At 69.9% G+C, this 6,748-nt stretch carries 9 protein-coding genes; 5 read left to right on the forward strand and 4 right to left on the reverse strand.

The genetic code is table 11. The annotated features are described in order from the left end of the window. Positions 1-190: 190 nt before the first annotated feature. Positions 191-403, forward strand: coding sequence for a hypothetical protein (locus tag QK442_RS35775; RefSeq protein ID WP_282698316.1), 213 nt, complete (start codon positions 191-193; stop codon positions 401-403). A 301-nt stretch (positions 404-704) separates the two neighbouring features. Continuing rightward, entirely contained in the window at positions 705-1,487 is a 783-nt protein-coding gene (locus tag QK442_RS35780; RefSeq protein WP_282698317.1) for an IS5 family transposase, read from the forward strand. 4 nt (positions 1,488-1,491) lie between these two features. Here the strand turns inward: QK442_RS35780 and QK442_RS35785 are convergent, their stop codons facing one another. Next, on the reverse strand, positions 1,492-1,986 hold the full coding sequence (locus QK442_RS35785; RefSeq protein ID WP_282698318.1) for a hypothetical protein: 495 nt from the start codon (positions 1,984-1,986) through the stop codon (positions 1,492-1,494). A gap of 168 nt (positions 1,987-2,154) precedes the next feature. Here QK442_RS35785 and QK442_RS35790 point away from each other — a divergent pair, with 168 nt between their 5' ends. The 3 genes from QK442_RS35790 to QK442_RS35800 all read left to right on the forward strand — a co-directional run bounded on the left by QK442_RS35790 (position 2,155) and on the right by QK442_RS35800 (position 4,774). Further along, entirely contained in the window at positions 2,155-2,295 is a 141-nt protein-coding gene (locus QK442_RS35790) for a hypothetical protein (RefSeq protein WP_282698319.1), read from the forward strand. Positions 2,296-2,885: 590 nt separating this feature from the next. Then, entirely contained in the window at positions 2,886-4,157 is a 1,272-nt protein-coding gene (locus QK442_RS35795; protein ID WP_282698320.1) for an APC family permease, read from the forward strand. A 113-nt stretch (positions 4,158-4,270) separates the two neighbouring features. Then, a complete protein-coding gene (locus QK442_RS35800) occupies positions 4,271-4,774 on the forward strand; it encodes a DoxX family protein (protein ID WP_282698321.1) in 504 nt (167 codons plus the stop codon). Here the strand turns inward: QK442_RS35800 and QK442_RS35805 are convergent, their stop codons facing one another. The 3 genes from QK442_RS35805 to QK442_RS35815 form a co-directional block, all read right to left on the reverse strand. Continuing rightward, complete coding sequence (locus QK442_RS35805; RefSeq protein WP_282698322.1) at positions 4,775-5,080, reverse strand: PadR family transcriptional regulator; 306 nt, start codon at positions 5,078-5,080, stop codon at positions 4,775-4,777. Between the two features lie 360 nt (positions 5,081-5,440). Beyond that, positions 5,441-6,016 carry a DUF6262 family protein gene (locus QK442_RS35810; protein ID WP_282698323.1) on the reverse strand — a complete coding sequence of 192 codons (576 nt, stop codon included), beginning with the start codon at positions 6,014-6,016 and terminating at the stop codon, positions 5,441-5,443. Then, entirely contained in the window at positions 6,013-6,702 is a 690-nt protein-coding gene (locus tag QK442_RS35815; protein ID WP_349239707.1) for a hypothetical protein, read from the reverse strand. Before QK442_RS35815 ends, QK442_RS35810 begins: the two co-directional genes overlap by 4 nt. Positions 6,703-6,748: the final 46 nt, after the last annotated feature.

Consider the following 6,748-nt stretch of genomic DNA (forward strand, 5'->3'; position numbering starts at 1 on the left):
ACCCGCGGTGTCCGCCTGCGGACTCGAACCGGGATGACACGCACCGGGGTTGGCGCGCTGCCTCGCCGTTTGATGCGGCAGGCGATCCGCTTCACCCTGCCTCGGGCACCCCGCGCGGACGCTGCGTCGGTGCCGTCCCTGGTGAGCTACCCTGCCGTGTCCCGTGGTCAGCCCATCCGTTGTTCACGGCATGACGACTCGTTCTGTGCTCAGGGCCGCCGCGTTCGCCGCTGTCGTGCCCCTGTTCCTGGCCACCCCCGCCCACGCCTCGATCGCCGGCGAAAGCCTCAACAACTTGGACGCCCTGAACAGCCTCAACGCGCTCGGCATCAAGAGCGGCGCAACCAACACCGCCGCGTCGGACCAGAGCAACGGAAACCTTCACGCCCACCCCGCCGGCTGACCTCTGTGGTCCAGTAGCCCTGGCTAGGGTTGAGAAGCTGTTGTCGTACCGAGTGGTTCGCTTGGCAGTCGAACGTGGGTTCCCGGTCGGGTGGTCTTCCGGTGTGCCGGCATGAAGGCAGGGCCTCCTGCACAGCTCGTGGGTGTCGAATCCATCCGAGCAACAGGAGGCCCTGTTGTCGCAGTCTTCCGTGCCGGCGCCCTCGGGGTCCAACTCGGTTGCCCGGTCGTGTGATTGTTTCGCGCATCAGTACGGGAACGCGGCCGACCGTCCCGGGCGTGTGCCCGTCTATCCGTCCGATATGACGGATCAGGAGTGGGCAGCGGTGCGTGATGGGCTGCCCGTGCCCGCGTGGATGAACGGGAAGGGCGGCCAGCCGGAGGGCTACTGCCATCGGCAGATGATCGACGCGATCCGCTATCTGGTCGACAACGGCGTCAAGTGGCGGGCGATGCCCGCCGATTTCCCCGTCTGGGACCGGGTCTACGCCTTCTGGCGACGCTGGCGCGATGCGGGGCTGATCGCCGAGTTCCACGACCGGCTGCGGGCCAAAGTCCGTGAGAGCGAGGGACGCGCTCCCGAGCCGACCGCCGCGATCATCGACTCGCAGTCGGTGAAAGCAGCCGCGTCGGTGCCGGCCGCCTCACGCGGCTTCGACAGCGGCAAGAAGATCAACGGCCGCAAGCGGCACGTCGTCGTGGACACGCTCGGCCTGCTGCTGGCGGTGCATGTCACGGCAGGTGACGTGACCGACCGCGACGCCGCCTGCGGCATGCTGGAACAGCTCCGTGCCCGCCACCGCAAGATCCGCCTGGTGTGGGCCGACGGCGGCTACACCGGCCGCCTGGTCGACTGGGCGCAGGAGACGCTCCGGCTCACCCTGGAAATCGTCAAGCGCAATGACGACGCGAGGGGGTTCGTGGTGCTTCCTCGCAGATGGGTGGTGGAACGCACGCTGAGCTGGCTGATGCGCTCACGCCGCCTGGCCCGGGACTACGAAAGCAGGCCCGACAGCAGCGAAGCCGCTGTCCTGTGGTCGATGACCATGCTCATGGGACGCCGCCTCGCCCGCCACCGGTCTTGAAGCATCACACGGCCGCCGGCCGCCGTGTGAACACCCCGGGACGCTCCTCGGCCACCCAGCCCCGCTCCACCAGCCGCTTCATCTTCGTCCGCAGCCCCTCGACCTTCACCGGCACCACCTCAAGCCCCATCCGTCCCGCCAGCTCCGCGGCCCGCAGCCCGCTCCCTCCCGCCTCCGCCTCCGCCTCCAGCAGACCCACCAGCCGCCGATAGACCGGCGCGAGCGCCTCCACCGACAGACCCTCCCGCCAGCGCGGCACCACCGAACCCGCCACCGGGACCTTCACCACACCCCGCGCCGACTCCGGCGACTGCGCGGCCTCTTGATCCGACGCGGCCAGGGCCTCGGCCAGCTCCCCACGGGCGATGACCCGCCGCTCCAGCACCGCTTCCGCCTCCGCGAGCTCGGCCAGCACCCGCTCCACCTCCTCGCGGAGCTCTTCGACCCGAACCAGCGCGGCCATTTCACGCGCTTCCAGCAAGCCCATGACCGAAGCCATCGGCCACCTCCGTCTCATCCCCGACAAACGTGACGGCCCGACTCTTCCTTGATGCCACGAAGTTCATCCCTGACCAGCGAAAACCCACCGACCACATCCGGAAAGACAACGGCTTCTGAGACCAACACGGTGCCCAATCGGGGGGCATCGCTTGATGAATGAGGACCGATGGCAGACACCACCCCTGACGGAACCGGCCCCACCTCCACCGAGGAAGACCGTACGGCCATCCAGGTCGACGTTGACCAGCTCATGGACGAGATCGACCGCATCGGGCAGCAGGCCGACTTCAACAAGCCCCAGGAGTAGCCACGCCGGGGACCGCACCTCTGCGACCCAGTTCGGCTCGCCCTGACGGACGGGCTACTCCGGGCAGTGCGGTCCCCACGCTCGCATACCGGTCCTGCCGCGCGTCCGGGGTCCCGATCGTCAACGAGGCTGCGGACGCCTTGCAGCCGCACCCGCCCTCACCGTCGGTCCTCGGCGCGCGGGAGCAGGAGGTGCTGCGCTGGCCGCACCACCAGGTTCCAGCGGCGAGGGCGGCCAGAAACGAGCGCGATGGTGGGCAGCCACCCGACCACCGCCCCGGTCCCAACGCCGACGACCCCGGCGGTGATCAGGACGGGCAGCGCGCAGCAGGCCAGGCCAGCGATGGTGTCGGTGGCCAGTTGAGATTCCCCACCCGTGGCCACTTGACGGGGCGTCGAGTGGCCACGGCCTTGATTACGCACAGTAGTAGGGAATCGGGCACCCGATGCGGTCCGGTCGAGAGGCGGGGGATCTCGTGTCCGGCGTGTCGAACCGCCTGGACTGCCGTCGCAGCCGTTCGCCGGGCTCATATATCGTCTGCCGATATCGGAGTCCGTAAAGCGCGGCTCGTGCCGCCGAGGAGTGTGCCCATGAGCAAGCCATCGACCGCCGGCAGCGCCCCCGAGGAGTTGCGGCGGACGCTCGGCGTGCCCGACGCCGTCATGATCGGTCTGGGCTCGGTGATCGGCGCCGGTATCTTCGCCGCGCTCGCCCCGGCCGCACGCGCCGCCGGCTCCGGACTGCTGATCGGCCTGGCTCTGGCGGCCGTCGTCGCCTACTGCAACGCCACCTCCTCCGCGCGGCTCGCGGCCCGCTACCCCGCCTCCGGCGGTACGTATGTGTACGGCCGCGAGCGCCTGGGCGAGTTCTGGGGCTACCTGGCGGGCTGGGGCTTCATCGTCGGCAAGACTGCCTCCTGTGCGGCGATGGCGCTCACCGTCGGCTCGTACGTGTGGCCCGGCCAGGCGCACGCTGTCGCGGTTGCGGCCGTGGTAGCGCTCACCGCGGTGAACTACGCCGGAGTGCAGAAGTCCGCGCTGCTGACCCGCGTCATCGTGGCCGTGGTCCTGGCGGTCCTCGCCGCCGTCGTGGTCGCAGCCCTGACCTCCGGTGCGACGGACGCGGCCCGGCTGGACGTCGGCTCGGACGCCACCGTCGGCGGGGCGCTCCAGGCGGCGGGGCTGATGTTCTTCGCCTTCGCCGGGTACGCGCGCATCGCCACGTTGGGCGAGGAGGTCCGCGACCCGGCCCGCACGATCCCGCGGGCGATCCCGATCGCGCTGGGCATCACCCTCGTCGTCTACACGGTCGTCGCGGTCTCCGTCCTGATGGTGCTGGGCCCGGACGGGCTGGCCGAGGCGAGCGCGCCGCTGTCGGACGCCGCGCGGGCCGCGGGCGCCGACTGGCTCGTGCCCGTTGTCCGCGTCGGGGCGGCCGTCGCCGCGCTCGGCTCGCTGCTCGCCCTGATCCTCGGTGTCTCCCGCACCACCCTGGCGATGGCCCGCGACCGGCACCTGCCGCACGCCCTGGCCACCGTCCACCCGAAGTTCCAGGTTCCTCACCGCGCCGAGCTGCTCGTCGGCGCCGTCGTGGCCGTGGCCGCCGCGACCGGGGACCTGCGCGGGGCGATCGGGTTCTCCTCCTTCGGGGTCCTGGTCTACTACGCGGTCGCCAACGCCTCCGCCTGGACCCTCACCCCCGACGAGGGCCGCCCGAACCGCCTGATCCCCGCCGTCGGGCTGGCGGGCTGCCTCGCCCTGGCCTTCGCCCTGCCCGCCTCCTCTGTCATCTCCGGGGCCGCGGTGATCGCTCTCGGCGCCGCCGTCTACGCCGTACGCCGCACCCTCACCGCACGGGGCTGACCCGTCCGCCCCGGCCGTTCCCCCGCCCGGGGGAACGGCCGGACTGCCTGGCGTCCCCGGTCCCGGAACCGCAGGACGATATCCGCACACGACCGAGGCGAGGTGCGAGTGCCGTGACCCAGCTCCAGCGGTGGCAGGCGCGGCTGATGGGCACGAGCGCTCCGGGCGCCGTCGTCCTCATCCGCCTCTACGTCGGCGCCGTCTTCCTGTCCGAGGGCGTCTTGAAGTTCCTGCGCCCCGACCAGCTTGGCACCGGCCGCTTCGACAAGGCCGGCATCCTCGCCCCCGGCTTCCTCGCACCGCTCGACGGCGCCTTCGAGATCGTGTGCGGCCTGCTGATCCTCGCCGGTCTCCTGACCCGGCTCGCCGTCGTTCCGATGACCGTGAACATGCTCGGCGCGCTGCTGATCACGAAGCTTCCGATCCTGTGGGGGGACGCCCCGCTGTTCGACGGGAAGTCCGGCTGGTGGGACCTGGCCCACGAATCGCGTACCGACCTCGCGCAGCTGTGCGGCAGCCTGTTCCTGCTCATCGTCGGCGCCGGCGCCTATTCCCTCGACGCCCGCCTCACCCGTGCCGACTCCGCCGTCCCGGCCAAGGCAGCGGTACGCGGCTGATCAGGGCGTGTCGTCGCCCAGAACCTCGCGGGCAAGCTCCGCCAGGGCCCTGCGGTCCTCGGCCAGGGCCTGCTTCCCGGCCTCGGTCGCCTTGTAGACACGCCGGGTGCGGCCGTCGACCACCCGCTGCTCCGAGGTCAGCAGCCCGTCGGCCTCCAGCCGGTGCAGCGTCGGATACAGCGTGCCGGGGCTGATCTGGTAGCCGTGGGAGGCCAGCTCCTCGGTCATCCACGCGCCGTGGATCTCCTCCTCGGCCGCGTGATGCAGGATGTGCAGCCGCACTGCGCCCCGCTGGAACTCCCGCACCCTGGCCACCTCCGACAGTGACGAAACCGATATCGGCTCCCGATCCTAGCCGCCCCGACACACGAGACGGGGCCCGCCGTCAGCCTGGGCGTGCTGCGTCCCACCCCTCCGGCCCGCTACATGACGTAACCGTCCCCGGCCGCCGGCAAGTCGGCTGCGCTTCGGGAGACGGGACACCAGAAGATGGGCAGCGCTGGCTCCTGGGTGAAGCGGCAGCGACGGTTCGAGTTCCTTCTCGTGAACCTCGAAAACGTGGCGAAGGGCATCGCGGCTCAGGCTCCGTACTGACATACAGGGGCCCTCGTGGTGTTCTGCCTCGGAGAGTCCGAGGCAGAACACCACGACGGCAGGGGCAACCAATCAGGAGACTTCGGCCTGCACGCCCGACCGGATCATCCGGCGCAGGTTGCTGCGGACCGCCGCGACGTCATCTTCTGATTCCCGGAGACGTCGTTGGAGTTCGCTGTTCTCTCCTTGGATCTGGTTGAGCCGCGTGGTCAACTCGTGGTTGCGGCGTGTCAGTTCGTCGATCCGCGCGACGAGGTCCTTGGAGGCGACTTGCTCGAGTTGCTGCCCGAGACTGCGCTGGACAACACCTTTGAGATGATCGCGCTCTTGACGCAGGGCCTGTATCTCGGCGCGCGCGAGTTCCAGGTCCGTGCGGATGCTCGAGCTGCTCGTCGTGGCTCTGGTGAGCCGTTCCTGAGCGGGACGGCTGGCCTGTTGGCCACGGGCCTTCTCGATGTGCTCCCGGACTCCGTCGGCATAGACCAGCCAGTTCGATACTCCGGCCGTGCGTGCGACGGCTGCGAAGGTGACAGGGTCGCCCTGAGCGAGCATCTGGTCCACGGTGGCGAGGACGCGCCGTCGCTTGGCGCGGCTGTCCTGCCGGCGTGATTCCGCCAGGACCTCGGCGGGCTTCCTGCGGCTGGTCATGCCGACGCTCCCGGCTTCTCGACGACGGTGAGCGGCAAGAGGGTGCGCCCGCCGGCCCGGACCTTTCGCAGGACCCTGCTGGCTTCCTCGACCTCGGCCTGGAGCTCTTTTGGCAGGTCCGTCATCCGGGCGTTCATGCGCTCGATGACGCCTTGGAACGCTTCGATCTGGTCGTTCAGGTTGCGGATGACGAAGGCGTCGGCGTCCATGGCCTCGGCCATCTCCCGGTCGGCCTTCAAGGCCCGGATATGGTCCTCGATCGCGGGCAGGTAGGAGGGGTCGGGGCGGTAGAAGCCGCAGCCGGCGCACTGGAATCGGATTGCGCACTTCTTTCCGCCGGCCTTCACGTTCGAGGGCTCGATGCAGTTTCCGTACGGGACGGCGACCGACTTCGACTCGTACGACAGGTTCGAGGAGAAGGGAGCCGGGTGGCCCGCGCGGTCGACAGATTGGAGCCGCAGCGTCGCTACTGCCGACCGTTTCCGCTCCATCGTCACCTTGTAGTAGGTCATCGTCACGTCGGGAGAGCGATGGTCCATGAGGTCCATCAGCACGTCGATGTCGGTGCCTGCGTCGGCATGGCGTTGCGCGAACGAGGATCGGAAGGCGTACGGGAAGATTCTGCTGCGGTCGAACGGCAGCGGTTCCCCGTCCTCGCCGGGCACGTCGGAGTCGAGGGTCGGCAAGCCGTCGACCCAGAACCGCAGTGCCCGGGAGAAGTCTCCCGAGTCC

The sequence above is a fragment of the Streptomyces sp. CC208A genome (assembly GCF_030010625.1).
In the GTDB taxonomy this organism is placed as follows: Bacteria; Actinomycetota; Actinomycetes; order Streptomycetales; family Streptomycetaceae; genus Streptomyces.

Bases quoted from the DNA above. Each gene is read 5' to 3' on its own strand.
- QK442_RS35775 (WP_282698316.1), top strand. From the start codon at position 191: ATGACGACTCGTTCTGTGCTCAGGGCCGCCGCGTTCGCCGCTGTCGTG.
- QK442_RS35810 (WP_282698323.1), bottom strand. From the start codon at position 6,016: ATGACCAGCCGCAGGAAGCCCGCCGAGGTCCTGGCGGAATCACGCCGG.
- QK442_RS35780 (WP_282698317.1), top strand. From the start codon at position 705: ATGACGGATCAGGAGTGGGCAGCGGTGCGTGATGGGCTGCCCGTGCCC.
- QK442_RS35785 (WP_282698318.1), bottom strand. From the start codon at position 1,986: ATGGCTTCGGTCATGGGCTTGCTGGAAGCGCGTGAAATGGCCGCGCTG.
- QK442_RS35790 (WP_282698319.1), top strand. From the start codon at position 2,155: ATGGCAGACACCACCCCTGACGGAACCGGCCCCACCTCCACCGAGGAA.
- QK442_RS35795 (WP_282698320.1), top strand. From the start codon at position 2,886: ATGAGCAAGCCATCGACCGCCGGCAGCGCCCCCGAGGAGTTGCGGCGG.